Consider the following 15,747-nt stretch of genomic DNA (forward strand, 5'->3'; position numbering starts at 1 on the left):
TTCATTTGAAGTCGTTTTTTTTTGCATTTCTTTTGTCCAGCTTGTTAAACTTTTCATAATTTTAATATTGGCATTTTTTATGCTTAATGTTTAAACCCAACCACCATAAAGGAGCGCTGAGTGCCACATGACGTAGATTTGATTATTTTACTGGCGGTTGGGTTCGGTATAGCCCTCATCTTTGGCTATATTGCCGCACGTCTACGCCTCCCTCCTCTGATTGGTTATCTTATCGCAGGCATTATTATCAGTCCCAATACACCAGGTATTGTTGCTGATATGCAATTGGCCAATCAGCTTGCTGAACTTGGTGTCATGTTTCTTATGTTTGGCGTGGGAATGCATTTTTCCCTAAATGATTTACTCCAAGTACGCCGTATTGCCTTGCCAGGTGCGATTTTGCAGATTGCTGTCGCCACTTTGCTTGGCGTTGCAGTCTCTATGTGGTGGGGTTGGAGTTTTGGTTCAGCATTGGTATTTGGTTTAAGCCTTTCCTGTGCCAGTACCGTAGTATTACTCAAAGCTCTGGGTGATCGAGGTTTATTAGATTCAGTTAATGGTAAAATCGCGGTAGGCTGGCTTCTAGTTGAAGATCTAGTCATGGTGTTGGTATTGGTGTTACTGCCTGCGACTGCTGTTTTGTTAGGCGGCAAAGAACTTGCGCATAGTACAGCCCACCAAAATATCTGGCTAACGATTGGCATTACTCTACTCAAAGTTGCAGGTTTTATTGCCTTTATGCTGATTATCGGTAAACGTCTCGTACCGATGATTATGCAGTTTGTCGCTAGATTAGGTTCACGTGAACTATTTACGCTTACTGTCGTTGCTGCTGCTGTTTCGATTGCATATGGTTCATATGCCATTTTTGGTGTTTCCATGGCATTAGGTGCTTTCTTTGCAGGCATGGTGGTAAAAGAGTCTGACTTTAGTCATCGTGCAGAAGAAGAAACACTACCTTTACGTGAAATTTTTTCGATTTTGTTCTTTGTTTCGGTCGGAATGCTCTTTGATCCACGTATCTTGGTTGAGCAGCCTTTACATATTTTGGCAGTCATCGCGATTATTATGATTGGTAAAACCCTCGCAGCAATGGCATTGGTTTTATTCTTTCGTTATCCGATTAATACTGCGCTCACTGTAGGTGCCAGTTTGGCACAAATTGGCGAGTTTTCTTTTATCTTAGCAACACTCGGTGTGTCTCTTGGCCTCTTAACTTTAGATGCGCAAAACCTGATTTTGGCAGGTGCTCTATTTTCAATTACGCTCAATTCTTTTGTTTTTTCAGCTATTGAACCAATCCAACGCTGGATCCGTGAACGTTCACATCTGGCACGCTTACTGGAACGAAGCGGCGATCCACTGGCAATGTTACCCGATGAAGTTGATCAAGACTATTTACGCGATCAAGTGGTCATGGTCGGCTATGGTGAGGTTGGACGAAGAATTACTAAAACACTGATGGAGCAGGATATTCGAGTCGTTATTGCAGAAGAAAATCGTGAAATTGTGGAAAATCTACGTAAAAAAGGGATTGCCGCGGTGAGTGGTGAAGCCACTGAACCCAGTGTATTGATTCAGGCACATATTATGCATGCACGGTTATTGGTGCTATCACCAATGGATATTATCGATATTCATCGTATTGTCGATATTGCCAAACAGCTGAATCCTCGAATTGAAGTGCTTTGCTGTGCAGAAAGCCATGAAGAAGCTGAGGTCATTCGGCAGGATAATGTCGGGTTAGTCTTCTATGCTAAAGAAGAAATGGCGAAGAATATGAGTCAGCATATTTTGCATCAAATTGAGTTGGCACATCATACAACAACCAGTAACCATTAAAACCGCCCAAAGACACCATGAAAAAAGCGTACTCTCGGTACGCTTTTTTTAGCTTAAATGTTGTGGTTGCTCGTCCACTACTTCGGCTTGCCATTGATTCATTTGTTTTTCCAACAAACCAAATAACGCAGCCTGAATCATATGCTGGGCGACCATGGGTGTTTGATCTCCAAGAAGCGCTTTGACTTCATCATTAAACTGGATTTTAACCAAAGGCTCCTGTTCAGAATCAGCATTTCGCAGTGCCAACTCACCACCTTCAAGTTGAACCAGTTCCAGAATGGCTTCCTGGCTACCAAATAATTCTTTCAACTGTTGTATAGACATAAATCCTCCATGTTCAACATGGTGGCAAAGGGCAACTGCACTTTGCGCTATGTGAGGTTTATATATAGGAACTCTTACAGCAAATTTCAAGTTCTCTATAACAATAGGGTCAGTGATTTATAACAATCAGGATAATAATCAGATTTAAAATTCGACCATTTCGTTGCGAAAGCCATCAATTAGATGACTTAACTCACGATGCCATTCACGTAGAATTTTGACATCTGGCAACCATGATTGCGGGCCTTGTGTGACTTTGATGATCAAGTGAGAAGAGGTTTCCTCTTCGGGCGTTGGTTCCGTTGGTTCTGGCGCATATTGGCACATACGGTAAGCGCGCTTAAGTTCAGCAATAAAACCATCTTTCGCAAGTTGCTGAAGAACAAGTACTTCAGGTGAAACCTGTCCTTTCTCTGCCATTTTATCTTCAATCGACTTTAGTGTCGGTTGCAGATCTGTTAAGCGATAATAACGTACTAACTCCTGTAAAAAAGCCAGCACTGCACCGTGTAGATGGAACACAGCCGTTTCTCGATAAGCCTGTGCCTGTTGTACGTGTTCAATTTGCTCGGCTTGTTGACACGCCAGACGTGCAAAATACAACTTTTGATTGGTACGATCGGCATGATAACGAGCAACACGGGACATGATTTTTCCTTAAATGAACTCAATGAATGCTATACATAGCTTAACTGGATATGGGGCAACTCGACAACTTTTTCAAATATATATCACTCACCCCAAACGACCGTCATTTATATATGACAATCAGGCTTCAGCTGCTTTGACGCGAATACCATGTCCTTTGACTTTAAAGGTATTCAAACCCTTGATTGCTTTAATCGCTTCACGCGCATGTGGCATTTCTACAAAACCAAAACCTTTGGATTTACCTGTGGCTGCATCCATTACCAATATACAGGATTCCACCTGTCCAAAAGGTTGAAACAACTCGAGTAGTTCCTGCTGACTGACAGAACGATCGAGGTTACGAACTAGGATTTTCATGATTTAACCTTTTATACAGCGTGAAATACGCATTGAGCAATTAATAAATATCAGACACAGTTTAATCGAGATCTATCCCAAAACTAAATCGTTTCTGTCTAACCTGCGTTTTTTGAGGGAATCTAGGAACCATTTGATGAATTTCTGCGTCTACAAGCGTGTGCGGCAAGTCATTGAAGAAATAACTCTCAATTTTACGCCCTTGTTCATCATATTGGTCTTGCGCCCAAGTATTATAATTTTGCTTGGTGATAATCAGCTCATTCTCAGCACGTGTCAGTGCCACATACAATACCCGTCGCTCTTCCTCTACTTCATCAAAATTACCCTGTGCCCGCGAGTGTGGATATGAATTTGGAGAAACATGCGGCACATAACAAACTTTCTGTTCAGCACCTTTGGCTGAATGAATGGTAATGATCGTCACTAAGTCCTGATCACCCGATCTCTCAATTTCTGAAATAGAAATAGGTTCCAGTACATATTCTTCCAAAAATTCGGACAATGCACCGTGCTTACGCCCCAATTGCTTGACCAGATCAAAATCTTTAACACGGCGCGACCAGTCCTGTGTTTTATAGTTTTGCTCTAATTGTTCTGATAAGGCTTCTAATGCCAAAGCGATTGAGGCCTCAACATGCTGCTGCAACACATCAAGTTGTTTTAAAATTAAAATCGCAGATGTTGCCACTTTACCGTGACGCTCCAAGCGTTCACAACGTGCTTCAATATCTGGCAAGGCAATAAGTTCATGTGCAAGTTTACTGGCTCCTACATCACCAACACCGTTCCAGAGCGTTAAAAACCGCATCCAAGCGATATCATCCTGTGGGTTGATTACCACTCGCAGCATACTTAAAACATCTTTTACATGGGCAGATTCAAGCAATTTCACTCCACCAATAAAACGATAAGGAATATTACTTGAGATGAATGCACTTTCGAGATAACGTGCTGAAAAGCCAGAGCGAACTAACAGCATATGATCATTCCAGTTCGCGCCTTGCTGCTGACGTGACATCAAGTCCTGAGCAATCCAATTGGCTTCTTCAAATTCATTATTGAAAATATGCAGCTGAGGCTTTAAACCCTGTCCACGATGCGCTTTAAGCTGTTTATCATACTCAATCGGACTATGTGCCAAAAGCCAATTGGAAAGATCTAAAATTTCCTGTGTAGAACGATAGTTTTCTTCCAGCGTTAGCACTTGAGCATCTGGAATACGTTCCTTAAAATGATGAATATTTTCAAAATCTGCACCTCGAAATCCATAAATCGACTGAGCATCATCTCCCACACAGAACAAGCTGACATACTCAATTAAAGGCTGCAAAATTGCCCATTGCAGCGGATTGGTATCCTGCATTTCATCAACCAGAAGCACTTTGCAAAATTTGGCGACCCACTGCACAAGTTCAGGTGAGTTTTGCAGATTCACCGCCACAATCGCCAAAATATCGTCATAATCCAGAAAATGGCGTTCCTGTTTACGTTGTTCATACGCCTGCATTAGTTCTGCAATCTGAGCTTTATGCTCTATTGCTTCGGGCAATTGTTTGATTAAGGCATCGGATAGTTTTGATTGGGTATTACGTGCATAAGAATACACATCACAAAGCTGGGCAGCTTTGGGTAAAACATTGTCTTTATCTTTACCGCGCAGTAACCGAAACATCAGCATTTGATCATCCCGATCGATAATCGTGAAATGTCCAAGACCAAATGCCTGAGGATTACGGCGCAATAAGTACATACAAAAAGTATGAAAGGTCGAAGCGCGAAGACCTTTTGCAGGTGCGCCCAAATGCTGCTCAACACGTGTCACGATTTCACTGGCAGCGCGACGGGTAAAGGTTAGAATTTGAATTTGATCGGCGGAAATTCCTGTATGAATTAAATGAGCAGCTCTTGCAACGATCGTTTTGGTTTTACCACAGCCAGCACCTGCCAATACCAGACAATGCTGTGCATCCGTCGTAGCGGCACGATACTGTTGTGGATTTAACTCACCGATTAACTGCTCAAAACTCATAAAGGTAAATATGTAAAAGAATAGATATAGTGTAGCAGAGTCTATTCTTTTACGCTTACATCTGTCTTTTCGTTGGTTTTCATCAAAATCAAGCTGCTGTAGATGAACTATTTGGTAAGTGCTTAATCGCAGAAGCCAAAGTCAAATAGTTAATTCCTTGAAACAGAATATCAACTGCTAAAAATAAGCCAAGCACCCAAAATGGCGCATCAGGTGACATTAAAATCAGTACGCCTGTTACAAAAGTCAAAATTCCTGAAAATAATGTCCAGCCCCAACCTGGGATTGGTTTCAAAATAAAGGCATTGACCGTGCGAAAGATTCCAGCGATAACCAGAAATATAGCCAGCAAGCTCGTCAGAACAATCGCTGTCGTTACTGGTGTTTTAAACGCATAATAACCCGCCAATAGATACAATACGCCAAATAATGCCCAAAGCCAGCGGCTACCACCTTCAAAAAATTTAAATGCCGCAATAAGATGCAACACACCACCAATCATCATCAATGCGCCAAACAGCAAAATGACAGAGTAAGTCGCGATAGAAAGTGAACCCAGTAAAATGATCCCAAAAATGATCAGTAGAATGCCAAATAAAAGATACCATTTTCGTTGTTGATGCAGCTCGTTTCGAATTAAGTCATTACCCACTGTTTTCATAATTTAGTCTCGTTATAATGAATACATGGTTATATTGAGTAAATTTTAAGCATTTGTCTGTATAAAAACTGCATTCAAATCGCACTTTTTTGTGGATAAAATCAATGTTATCCACAAAAAATTCAGCAACTAAGTCTAAGTTAGTCATTAATGAAGAAATTGAACCTGATTACGACCTCGTGATTTTGCCAAATACAGCAGTTCATCTGCCGACTTTAAAAAAGTAGTCGCATCTAGATAATTTTTTTCTGTATCCAGTGTATTTACACCAATACTCACCGTAACTTTGGAAAAAATATTTTCTGCTTTACTCGGAATATTCAGTTCAAAAATCTGACATCGACATTTTTCAGCCATTTGAATCGCATCTTGTAAACAGGTTTCAGGTAGAAGAATCACAAACTCTTCCCCACCAAAACGCGCTACAAAATCAGAAGCTCGGCTAAACATATTCCTCAATTGACCCGCAATGGTGATTAGACAAACATCACCCTGTATATGACCATAACGATCATTGTAATCCTTAAAAAAATCGACATCGATAAACAAGATCGACAAAGGGCGTTGGTAACGTAGTGAACGGCTAAACTCATATTCAATTTGTTCACTTAAAGCTTTGCGATTGGCAACACCTGTCAACGCATCTAGTAATAGTAATTGTTGATTTTTTTGATTAAGCGATTCAAGTTCCAATTCTAGTTTTTTTCGCTCTGAAATATCGAACATAAAACCAATAATCGCAACAGTTTCACCCTCTTCAATCTGGGCATAAACTACATCGCGAATCCAGATGTATTCACCGTTTGGTGTTAACGCGCGATAATCTGCTTCATGGTCAGTCCCCTGATTTGAGAGATTGACACAATAAGATACCGTTTTTTCACGGTCTTCCTCATGAATGCGGTCTATCCAGTCCTGTGCAGTTTTCCAGCTATCCTGAGGCCATCCCAAAACGCTTTCAATTTGTGGCCCAATATAGCTAAACTCTTTGGTTCGCCAATCAATTTTCCATGGAATGGCACGGGTGGATTCCAATAAAGTTTTATAAAATTGATAGTCTTGACAATCGATCATATCTGCCCCCGATGTCGGCTTTGATATTAAAATGCTTGTTATTAAGAGTCATGAAGTGGCATTGTTTTAAATGTGACAAAAATCACAATTTGCTTATGTATTTAAGTTAGCAGCCTTTTATTTAGAATGTCAATATCTATTTAAAAACATGAATTTATATAAAAATAAAATGAAAAATAATGTTTTTAATCTTTTAATTTAAACAAAATCTCACTTATTTTGTCCATCCTACTTCTTGTGCTGTTAATGCGTTAATTATGGTCTGTTTCAAACTTTCAGGCATTCTATTCTGCTGATCTGAAACAGGAAGTCTGCCCGCCATGAGTTCAGCTTGTTTTTGCGGATACAGTGGTTGTTGTTCTGGCTTGGCATAACCGATGGGAAAAAGTGGCTGACCTGTTTGTAAATTGTATTTATCAGTGGCCCCAAATGCGTGTAATAATTCGTGAGTCAACACAATATTATTCTGTGAATTTTGCTTATTTGATGCAAATAAATTTACAGTTCCTATCCTCCCTTTCTCTAAAGCAGTTGAATGTCTAAGTTCATTCACATGTTGAGGATCATAATAGTTCAGATATAAAGTCACGGATGTAGGCTGATCTGCCGATTTTCGTTGCCGCCATGCGTAAAAACGAAATTTTAGGCTCCACCACATGACATTTAAAATCGATGCATCATTAGGGACTTTAGGCGGTTGATCAGTTAAAGTTCGCCCCATTTTCATGATCACGGAAATGGGCTGTCGATAATTGGCAGACTGTTGTTCTAAATAGCTTTTTACTTCGACAAACTGGCTCAACTGGAGTTGTTGGATATATCGTGATGTAGAGGCGTGGCCATCTGCATTCACTGGGTGCAATAACACCACAATAGGCCGATTCCAGTTTTGATTCTGGTCACGCCAGTTATTGATAATGACCACCAATAAAATTAGCAATAATATAGCGATACGGATATTTTTCCACATCAAGATTGTTCCTATTCTTATCGATCAAGAAATAAAAATGCGAGCCTTGCTCGCATTTTTATTTCTCTACCTCAAGCCTCAGCCCATTTCCCTTCTTGGTACAGCAGACTCCATTTAGTCTGTTTACCTTCTGGCGTCTCAGAACCGATATATTGCGCCTGATTTTTACGGCTAAACTTGATCAAAGTCGGATTACCTTCCGGATCAACATCAGGTGCTTGAAGCAAATATTGATACTTTGGATCAAGTTGATCTGCAACAGTACGTAGTTCTGCAACTTTCGGCGCACGAGTTTCACGAATTTTTGGGAACTTACTAGCTGCTAAGAATAAACCTGCTGCGCCATCACGTAACACAAAATAATCATCGTGTTTAGTAGAGCGCAAGTGTTCCATTTTAATTGGATCAACACGCGGTGGCGCAGGCTGTCCATTTTTCAAAACTTTACGAGTATTGTCACAACTGGTACAGGCAAAGTATGGACCAAAGCGACCTGTCTTTAACTGCATTTCACCATCACATTTGTCACATGGAATGGTTGGGCCATCATAACCTTTGATTTTGAACTCGCCTTCTTCGACTTCATAACCATCACAGTCAGGATTATTACCACAAACATGTAATTTTCGACCGCCATCAATTACATAACTGTCCATCGCTGTACCACATTTTGCACAGCGATGTTTCGCCATTAAATCTGCGGTTTCTGCCGAATCATCATCGGAAAATGCAGCTAATGACTCAACTGGAGTAAGGTTTAGCGTCCCTTTACAACGCTCTTTAGGTGGTAAGTTATAGCCAGAACAACCTAAAAATACGCCTGTGGTGCCTGTACGAATCTGCATAGGACGACTACACAGTTGACACGCGACATCAGGAACTTCAACGGGCTGGTTACGACGCATACCTTCGCTACTAGCAGCAGTATTTAAACGATTTTTAAAGTCACCATAAAAACTATCAAGCAACTCTTTCCAGTTACGATCACCTGTCGCCACTCTATCTAATTGACCTTCAAGATCTGCTGTAAAAGCATAATTCATTAGATTATTAAAGCTTTCATCCAGACGATCAGTGACAATCTCACCCATTTTTTCGGCAAATAGGCGACGATTTTCCAGTTTCACATAACCACGATCTTGAATGGTCGAAATAATAGCGGCATAAGTCGATGGACGACCGATTCCGCGTTTTTCCAGCTCCTTGACCAGTGAGGCTTCGGTAAATCGTGCAGGTGGTTTGGTAAAATGCTGACTTGGATCAAGCTTTTCAAGCTTAAGAATTTCACCCACTTTAACTGCGGGTAATAACACATCATCATCAGATTTATTGGCACCACGAACTCTGGTAAAACCATCAAATACCAAAGTACGCCCTTTGGCACGTAACTCGACATTGTTGGCTTCTACAGTCAGGGTTGAAGATAAATATTCAGCAGGTGTCATTTGACAAGCAACAAATTGTCGCCAGATCAAATCATATAACCGCTGTGCATCACGCTCCATTCCTGCAAGTTGATCCCCTGTTAGCGCGACACTTGAAGGTCGAATCGCCTCATGCGCCTCTTGCGCACCCGCTTTGTTACCATAACGGTTTGGCTTGGCAGGAACATATTTATCACCAAAATTTTGCTGAATATGATCGCGTACCATATTCACCGCATCATCACTTAAAAAAGTGGAGTCGGTACGCATATACGTGATAAAGCCGCCTTCATACAGACGTTGTGCCAACATCATGGTCTTTTTCACTGAAAAGCCAAGACGAGTACTCGCTGCCTGTTGCAAGGTCGACGTAATATACGGCGCACTTGGGTTAACTTTGGTTGGCTTATCTTCACGTTGCGCGACTTTATATTCTGCATCTTTAAGAAGATTAAGAACTGCATCTGTTTCGGCTTTATTGCGTAGCTTTAAGGTTTTTCCCGCTTGCTTAAAGGCTTCCAGACGAATGTCATCTTTTTTTGAAATAGTGTCTGCAAAAATCTGCCAGTATTCTTCAGGTATAAAAGCACGAATTTCTCGTTCACGCTCAACCACCAATTTAACGGCTACCGATTGAACACGACCTGCTGATAAACCACGGGCGATTTTTTCCCAAAGGAGCGGAGAAATCATAAAGCCCACGACACGATCTAGAAATCGACGTGCCTGTTGTGCATTCACTTTATTGGTATCGAGACGTGAAGGATGCTTAAAAGCTTCCTGAATCGCATTTTTGGTAATTTCGTTAAACACGACCCGCTGATAGCGACTGTCATCACCACCAATCACTTCTTTTAAATGCCAAGCAATGGCTTCTCCTTCACGGTCCAAGTCCGTTGCGAGATAAACTTCATCAACCTGAGAAGCCAGTTTTTTAAGTTCTGCAACCACATGTTCTTTACCTGGTAACACTTCATAATGTGCTTTCCAGTCATGTTCGGGATCTACACCCATACGATTAATGAGTGCCGTTTGTGCTTTTTGCTCTTTTTCTTCGGCAGTCAATTTAGTACGAGTTGCTGGTTTTTTTTCACTGGATTTGGCTGAACCACCTGTAGGTAAATCACGCACGTGACCTACCGAAGACTTCACAATGTATTGTGAGCCTAAATATTTGTTGATGGTTTTCGCTTTTGCAGGCGACTCCACAATCACTAAGGCACGTTTATTTGCAGCAGACTCTGAAGATGCTGTCGTGCTTTTTTTGTTTGTGGATCGAGGGGCGTTCGCCATAATAAACTGTTATTCCTGTTGATAAATAAAGAGTTAGACAGCAGCGAGTTGTAATAAATACGCTTTCATGTCTTCAAGTTGTGTCGCTCTGAGATCGGTTTCTTCATCCCAATATAAGCCTACGCAGTTTGCCTGCATATCAATAGCATAAATCCCTTTTAATGCAATGGGAGAATCATTAAATTTCTGATCTCCTTCAATTACATTCAAATGATTATCCGCGATACGAGCGCGCATTAAAGGAAGCCGCGCTTCTGGAATCAATACACTATAATAAGCAACCATACTGGCACGATTTTCAGTTGCTTTAGGGATGTTTGTCCATTCAGGTGCAGCAACCAAACGCGGATGTAAACCCATTTTACGTGCTTTGTCTCGCATCAATCCCAAGGCTTTTTCACGTGGACTCACACGCAAGCCAAAAATTGAGCCTAAAACAAAAACGACGATAATGATCGCCACCCATAAACCTAAATGTTCCATACCTAACCCTATCGTGTTCTATTATTAGATTTGCATAAGCACAATATAAAACGCAAGTTTAAAATTAAAATTACTGCGAAACGTCATTTTTACGGTCAGTTAAATCACTTATTTTTCATCTTTTTTTCTCATAAAACTAAACTTCATCCAAGCTCCCAATACATCAATTGAACGCGGTAAATTTTGCCAAAATTCAATAATTTTATATTCCACACGCGGGAGTACTTCTAGATAAATCTGTTTTGCTATCAGTTGGAATTCCCTCATGCAAAATGCTGTGATTTATCTGGCAAAATTAGCAAAGTATTCACGATAGAATTAGGCAGTTTTTCAACTGTATTATTGTGCATGGTTAAAAGTTTGTTATTAAACAGCGGCGTGCATTACAACGGGCTTTCAGCAAAAGGTCAAATAAAATTGGAAATTTAACTATAAATTTCCAATTTTATGTTCGCATTGAATTCCAAATTTTTGGACGCTATTCAATGCTAGCAATCACATCATCGGCCTGACAAGTTGCACCCACTGCCGCCAATATTTGAATTTGACCTTTTTGATGCGCAAGAACTTGAACTTCCATTTTCATGGCTTCCATAATCGCTACCACCTGCCCTTCAATGACTTGCTCGCCTGTTTGAACTTTCCATGCGATGATTGCGCCATTAATAGATGCAGGCAAATGTTCAGGCTGAACTTCTAACGATATATTTTGTTGTGTCGCTTGTTCCATTGCAGTTGTGCTTTGAGCGAACATTCCCGCTGGTAATCCCAAACGGTGTAGTTTTCCATCAATCTCAATATAGCTCAAAGTCATCGGTTGCTGATGTTGAGGGATACTCCGCTGCTTAGGTTTCAATATTTGTTTAAAGTCATTTTCAATCCATCGAGTATGAACTTTAAATTCTTCAGTAAAATCAGGTTCATTCAATACTGCACGATGAAAATCTAGAACTGATGCAACACCTTCGATTTTAAATTGCTTTAATGCTCGTTTTGCGCGCGCTATAGCGATCTCACGAGTTGAGCCTGTCACAATGAGTTTCGCCATTAAAGAATCAAAATGGCTTGAAACCAATGAGCCTGTATGCACACCTGTATCTACTCGTACACCTTGTCCAAAAGGGGCTTCAAATAGGCTCAAGATACCAAATGCGGGAATAAACCCACGACTTGGGTCTTCGGCATTAATTCGAAACTCAATGGCATGCCCAAGTGCTTTTGGTGTGCTTTGAATAGATAGTTCTTCACCTAATGCTACTCGAATTTGTTCAACGACCAAGTCTACCTGTGCTGTTTCTTCTGTCACTGGATGTTCAACTTGCAGTCGAGTATTCACTTCAAGAAACGACAATGTGCCATTTTGACTCAGCAAATATTCAACTGTTCCTGCACCTACATACTGTGCAGCCTGACAAATATTTTTTGCAGAACTAATAATTTCTTGATAAATCTGATCAGTGATAAAAGGGGCTGGTGATTCTTCAATTAATTTTTGATTACGGCGCTGTAGAGAACAATCTCGTGTCCCTAATACCACCACATGACCATGCTGATCAGCAATCACCTGAGCTTCTACATGACGTGGATTATCTAAATATTGCTCAACAAAACACTCACCACGACCAAATGCCGCCTTTGCTTCTCGAACCGCAGATTCATAAAGCTCTTTGACTTCTTCAAGTTTCCAGACGACTTTTAACCCCCGACCACCACCACCAAAAGCAGCTTTAATTGCAATAGGCAAACCATGCTGTTTGGCAAAGGCTAAAGCTTCTTCTGCATTGTTCAAAGGATCTTGAGTACCTTGAACCAACGGGGCACCAACTGAAGCCGCAATTTTACGTGCCTCAATTTTATCACCTAATTTTTGAATTGCATCTGGGGATGGCCCCACCCATTTTAAACCTGCATCAATCACTGCTTGAGCAAACTCAGCACGTTCTGATAAAAAGCCATAACCGGGATGTACCATCGTCGCTTTTGATTTTTTTGCAATATCAATGATGGCATCAATATTTAAATAGGTTTGTTTGGCAGTTGCCCCCACCAAACCCCATGCCTCATCTGCAAGTTCAACATGTAAACTGCCCATATCATCATCTGCATACATTGCAACAGATGTGATTCCCATATCACGACACGCTTGAATAATACGTACAGCAATTTCACCACGGTTGGCGATCAATAATTTTTCATTGGTATAATTTTGCTTGTTCATTTCAATTCTCAATCTCTACAAATTCGGCAATTTTTCTAAACTTAATATGGCAATCTGCGGGTATTTGTGCCACCAGATCCCAATGATGTTTAGCGACCGAAGCAATCACAGGATAACCACCAGTAAGTGGGTGATCGTTCATAAACAATACAGGCTGGCCATTTGGTGGAATTTGTAAGGCTCCAATACAGGTACCTTCACTTTCTAGCTCATGCGACACTTTACGGTTCAGCGGTTCTCTACCCAACAACCGCAAACCCACACGGTTACTTTCATGGGTCACTAACCATGATTGATTACATAGCTTTTCAATACTGTCTGAATCGAACCAAGCAGTACGGGGTCCCATCACAATATCTAGCTCAACCGTGTCGCCAAGTTGAGGGAGATGAGCTTTTGGCACGTCATTGATCGTGATATTGGATGGGATAACTTGCCCCAGATAAAGCACATCTCCCACTTTTAAGGGCTGTGGGCCAAGAATTGCCAAACTGTCAAAAGAACAGCTATTTAAAACAGGCTGAATGTCAAAACCACCACGAACCGTGAGATAATTTCGCAATCCAGCACGAGGGGTTTGTATGTGAAACTCATCGCCACAATCTAATGCAATGGGCTGATAACACTCAAAATCAGCGCTTTGACCATCTGCAAATTTCACATGAATATTTGAAATTGCCCCAGTCACAGCAATTACTGCTGAATGTTGCATTTTTGCTTTCAAGCCACCATTTAAAATCTCAATGATTGGCGTTTCAGTTGGATTACCGACAATCCGATTGACACTGTGCATTGAATCAATATCCATTGCACCTGCTGTCCCCACACCAATATCGGTCTGTTGAAAGCGTCCTTCATCTTGAATTGTAGTTTGCAATCCAGATGACATGATTTTAAATAATGGTTGTTTTGAGCCCGTGTTTTGTACCGAGATAATCTGTTTTGGCACATTTACAGATACTGGATGATGTGTCACATCTTCAAAATGTACAGTCATTCCCGGTCTTAAAAGTGCAGGATTCGATCGCTCCAAATCCCACATTTTCTCAGTTGTTGTACCAATTAATTGCCAACCACCAGGACTATCCTTTGGATAAATGCCTGAATATTGACCTGCTAAACCTAGAGAGCCTGATGGAATTTTTTTACGGGGCGTTTTTAAACGCGGAATATCCGTAAACGGCTGGTCAGGACTATTCATATAGGCAAAACCAGGAGCAAAACCAATAAATGCAACATCCCACGCACTTTGATGATGAGTACGAATTAAATCTGCAACTGACAAGCCCTGTAGCTCCGCCACTTGTGCCAAATCTTCACCATCATAGCGAATGGGAATAATCACTTGATGACCATGTCTTTGAATATCTAAATCTATATTTAAAGTCCCAATCAAAGTCGATAGCGTTTTAAAGTCAGTATTGATCTCATCAAAAAAGACTAAAATCGTCTTTGCCGCAGGAATTAAATCTTTGATTCCATTCAAGTGTAAATTTTGCAATTTGTTGTATAACGCCAAAGTTTCTTGCAAACTAGCAAGTTCAATCAAGAAACTATCAGAATTTACTGATAAAAATCGCATTTACTGATCCTTTCTTTTTTAACCCATCCAGACACGATCTGGAATGTCGGTAATCAACATGTGACCCGGTGCATGACTAATTGCAAATGGAATTTTTGAGTTCATTACAGCAGCTTGAGGTGTCACACCACATGCCCAAAACACAGGAATCTCGCCCTGTTCAATACGAGATGCTTCACCAAAATCAGGTTGATTAACATCTTGGATCCCTAAACTTTCAGGATGACCAATATGTACAGGCGCACCATGTACACTTGGCATGCGTGCAGTGATTTTTACTGCTTCGGCAATCTGATCAGCAGGAATTGGGCGCATTGAAACCACCATATTTCCAGAGATACGTCCTGCGGGTGTACAACGAATGTTGCTCAAATACATCGGCACATTGGTTTTGTCATGAATGTGACGTACTTCAATACCTGCATCTTGCAATGCTGTTTCAAAAGAAAAACTACAACCAATTAAAAATGTCACCAAATCAGGATGAGCATTGTAGATATCACTCGCATCAGTCACTTCATCGACCATTTCGCCATCTTTCCAAATTCGATAGCGTGGAAAATCGGTTCGAATATCTGCATCCGATGCCAGTTTTGTGGCATAAATGCCTTCTTCTAAAACATCGAGAACAGGACAACTTTGAGGATTCCGGTGAGCATATAGTAAAAAATCATATGCCCAATCTTTTGGTACAGAAATCATATTCACTTGGGTCATCCCCGGTGCCATACCAGCCGTAGGTCGATCAAAACCTGCACGAATTTGTTGTCTTGCTTGTCGCGTCGCTTTTAATTGCGCTGGGTCAACTTTGATATTTTTGAACATGTGTATCT

General features: G+C 40.9%; 14 protein-coding genes. 1 reads left to right on the plus strand and 13 read right to left on the minus strand.

Going from position 1 to position 15,747, the window contains the following annotated elements:
- The first annotated feature begins 120 nt into the window (after positions 1-120).
- Positions 121-1,842 carry a cation:proton antiporter gene (locus A7A69_RS03395; protein WP_120369725.1) on the plus strand — a complete coding sequence of 574 codons (1,722 nt, stop codon included), beginning with the start codon at positions 121-123 and terminating at the stop codon, positions 1,840-1,842.
- A 48-nt stretch (positions 1,843-1,890) separates the two neighbouring features.
- On the opposite strand, the gene A7A69_RS03400 is transcribed toward A7A69_RS03395, so the two are convergent.
- The 13 genes from A7A69_RS03400 to A7A69_RS03455 all read right to left on the minus strand — a co-directional run bounded on the left by A7A69_RS03400 (position 1,891) and on the right by A7A69_RS03455 (position 15,739).
- Positions 1,891-2,169 (minus strand): hypothetical protein, encoded by a 279-nt coding sequence (locus A7A69_RS03400; protein WP_004991363.1) that lies wholly within the window; start codon positions 2,167-2,169, stop codon positions 1,891-1,893.
- 144 nt (positions 2,170-2,313) lie between these two features.
- A complete protein-coding gene (locus A7A69_RS03405) occupies positions 2,314-2,817 on the minus strand; it encodes a DUF6586 family protein (protein WP_044433891.1) in 504 nt (167 codons plus the stop codon).
- Between the two features lie 120 nt (positions 2,818-2,937).
- Positions 2,938-3,177 carry an RNA recognition motif domain-containing protein gene (locus tag A7A69_RS03410; protein WP_120369726.1) on the minus strand — a complete coding sequence of 80 codons (240 nt, stop codon included), beginning with the start codon at positions 3,175-3,177 and terminating at the stop codon, positions 2,938-2,940.
- A 61-nt stretch (positions 3,178-3,238) separates the two neighbouring features.
- A complete protein-coding gene (locus A7A69_RS03415) occupies positions 3,239-5,209 on the minus strand; it encodes an ATP-dependent helicase (RefSeq protein ID WP_152876294.1) in 1,971 nt (656 codons plus the stop codon).
- An 88-nt stretch (positions 5,210-5,297) separates the two neighbouring features.
- Complete coding sequence (locus A7A69_RS03420; RefSeq protein ID WP_120369728.1) at positions 5,298-5,870, minus strand: HdeD family acid-resistance protein; 573 nt, start codon at positions 5,868-5,870, stop codon at positions 5,298-5,300.
- A 147-nt stretch (positions 5,871-6,017) separates the two neighbouring features.
- Positions 6,018-6,944: a sensor domain-containing diguanylate cyclase gene (locus A7A69_RS03425; protein ID WP_120369729.1), complete on the minus strand. Its 927-nt coding sequence runs from the start codon at positions 6,942-6,944 to the stop codon at positions 6,018-6,020.
- Between the two features lie 214 nt (positions 6,945-7,158).
- Positions 7,159-7,914 carry a hypothetical protein gene (locus A7A69_RS03430; RefSeq protein ID WP_152876295.1) on the minus strand — a complete coding sequence of 252 codons (756 nt, stop codon included), beginning with the start codon at positions 7,912-7,914 and terminating at the stop codon, positions 7,159-7,161.
- Positions 7,915-7,985: 71 nt separating this feature from the next.
- Entirely contained in the window at positions 7,986-10,631 is a 2,646-nt protein-coding gene (gene topA, locus A7A69_RS03435) for a type I DNA topoisomerase (protein ID WP_151980404.1), read from the minus strand.
- Between the two features lie 33 nt (positions 10,632-10,664).
- Positions 10,665-11,114, minus strand: a complete 450-nt coding sequence (locus tag A7A69_RS03440; RefSeq protein ID WP_120369732.1) for an ammonium transporter — start codon at positions 11,112-11,114, stop codon at positions 10,665-10,667.
- Positions 11,115-11,222: 108 nt separating this feature from the next.
- Positions 11,223-11,381, minus strand: coding sequence for a hypothetical protein (locus A7A69_RS16535; protein WP_171500778.1), 159 nt, complete (start codon positions 11,379-11,381; stop codon positions 11,223-11,225).
- Positions 11,382-11,592: 211 nt separating this feature from the next.
- Positions 11,593-13,332, minus strand: coding sequence for an acetyl/propionyl/methylcrotonyl-CoA carboxylase subunit alpha (locus A7A69_RS03445; RefSeq protein WP_152876296.1), 1,740 nt, complete (start codon positions 13,330-13,332; stop codon positions 11,593-11,595).
- Between the two features lies 1 nt (position 13,333).
- Complete coding sequence (locus A7A69_RS03450) at positions 13,334-14,914, minus strand: 5-oxoprolinase subunit B/C family protein (RefSeq protein ID WP_152876297.1); 1,581 nt, start codon at positions 14,912-14,914, stop codon at positions 13,334-13,336.
- 18 nt (positions 14,915-14,932) lie between these two features.
- The gene (locus tag A7A69_RS03455) at positions 14,933-15,739 is read right to left on the minus strand and encodes a putative hydro-lyase (RefSeq protein ID WP_152876298.1); all 807 of its coding nucleotides are present in this window, start codon (positions 15,737-15,739) and stop codon (positions 14,933-14,935) included.
- Positions 15,740-15,747: the final 8 nt, after the last annotated feature.

Origin of the sequence: Acinetobacter guerrae (genome assembly GCF_009372255.1) — a bacterium.
GTDB lineage: Bacteria > Pseudomonadota > Gammaproteobacteria > Pseudomonadales > Moraxellaceae > Acinetobacter > Acinetobacter guerrae.

Coding starts and splice junctions, on each gene's coding strand:
- A7A69_RS16535 (WP_171500778.1), bottom strand. CDS start 11,381: ATGAGGGAATTCCAACTGATAGCAAAACAGATTTATCTAGAAGTACTC.
- A7A69_RS03420 (WP_120369728.1), bottom strand. CDS start 5,870: ATGAAAACAGTGGGTAATGACTTAATTCGAAACGAGCTGCATCAACAA.
- A7A69_RS03405 (WP_044433891.1), bottom strand. CDS start 2,817: ATGTCCCGTGTTGCTCGTTATCATGCCGATCGTACCAATCAAAAGTTG.
- topA (WP_151980404.1), bottom strand. CDS start 10,631: ATGGCGAACGCCCCTCGATCCACAAACAAAAAAAGCACGACAGCATCT.
- A7A69_RS03455 (WP_152876298.1), bottom strand. CDS start 15,739: ATGTTCAAAAATATCAAAGTTGACCCAGCGCAATTAAAAGCGACGCGA.
- A7A69_RS03430 (WP_152876295.1), bottom strand. CDS start 7,914: ATGTGGAAAAATATCCGTATCGCTATATTATTGCTAATTTTATTGGTG.
- A7A69_RS03415 (WP_152876294.1), bottom strand. CDS start 5,209: ATGAGTTTTGAGCAGTTAATCGGTGAGTTAAATCCACAACAGTATCGT.
- A7A69_RS03425 (WP_120369729.1), bottom strand. CDS start 6,944: ATGATCGATTGTCAAGACTATCAATTTTATAAAACTTTATTGGAATCC.
- A7A69_RS03410 (WP_120369726.1), bottom strand. CDS start 3,177: ATGAAAATCCTAGTTCGTAACCTCGATCGTTCTGTCAGTCAGCAGGAA.
- A7A69_RS03440 (WP_120369732.1), bottom strand. CDS start 11,114: ATGGAACATTTAGGTTTATGGGTGGCGATCATTATCGTCGTTTTTGTT.
- A7A69_RS03400 (WP_004991363.1), bottom strand. CDS start 2,169: ATGTCTATACAACAGTTGAAAGAATTATTTGGTAGCCAGGAAGCCATT.
- A7A69_RS03450 (WP_152876297.1), bottom strand. CDS start 14,914: ATGCGATTTTTATCAGTAAATTCTGATAGTTTCTTGATTGAACTTGCT.
- A7A69_RS03445 (WP_152876296.1), bottom strand. CDS start 13,332: ATGAACAAGCAAAATTATACCAATGAAAAATTATTGATCGCCAACCGT.